Below are 784 nucleotides of genomic sequence, written 5' to 3' on the forward strand. Positions count from 1 at the left end.
ACTGCTACAGATGGAGAAAGCTCGCCGCTTGGATATAGTAGAAGAAGTGTATTATGAAGTAATTAGGCAAAAAACAGCTACCCTTATAGCTGCGTGTTGTGCTATGGGAGCTTGCTCAGTAATGCCTAATGCACCAGAGTTAATTGAGAAAATGCGTCTCTTTGGAGAGTATATAGGAATGGCTTTTCAGATAAAAGATGATCTTTTTGATTATACAGAAGATGCTATAGGAAAGCCTACAGGTATAGATATTAAAGAACAAAAAATGACTCTCCCGCTTATTTATGTACTCAATACTTGTACAGAAGAAGAGAAAAAATGGCTTATCAACTCGGTAAAAAAGTATAATAAGGATAAGAAGAGAGTAAAAGAGGTTATAAACTTTGTTAAAACCCATAATGGATTAGAGTATGCTACAGCTAAGATGAAAGATTTTCAACAGAAAGCACTCAGTTTGTTAGATGAATTTCCTGCTTCTGCTTATAAAGAATCATTGATTTTGATGGTGAATTATGTAATCAATAGGAATATTTAGTAGGTGAGGAGTAGGTGTTTTGTCAGTGAATTAAAATATTTCTAAATAAAGTAATCTATTATTTTGTATATTTCTAAATAGTTTGTATCTTTGCAGCGTCAAAAATATTAATACCAAACATATATGAAATTACAATTTTTAGTACCTGCAGTTATGGCAGGAATGATGCTTTTTAGTACATCTTGTAAGAAAGATGATACACCTGATACCCCTCAAGCTTCAAGTGTTAAAGAAGTAAAGGAATTAAAC

The 784-nt window shown here is 32.4% G+C and carries 1 protein-coding gene; it reads left to right on the forward strand.

Annotated features, from left to right (window positions below):
• A partial coding sequence (locus tag HMPREF9441_RS16990; protein WP_039865629.1) for a polyprenyl synthetase family protein occupies positions 1–535 on the forward strand: 535 nt, incomplete at its 5' end.
• Positions 536–784: the final 249 nt, after the last annotated feature.

Source organism: Paraprevotella clara YIT 11840 (assembly GCF_000233955.1).
GTDB classification, from domain to species: domain Bacteria; phylum Bacteroidota; class Bacteroidia; order Bacteroidales; family Bacteroidaceae; genus Paraprevotella; species Paraprevotella clara.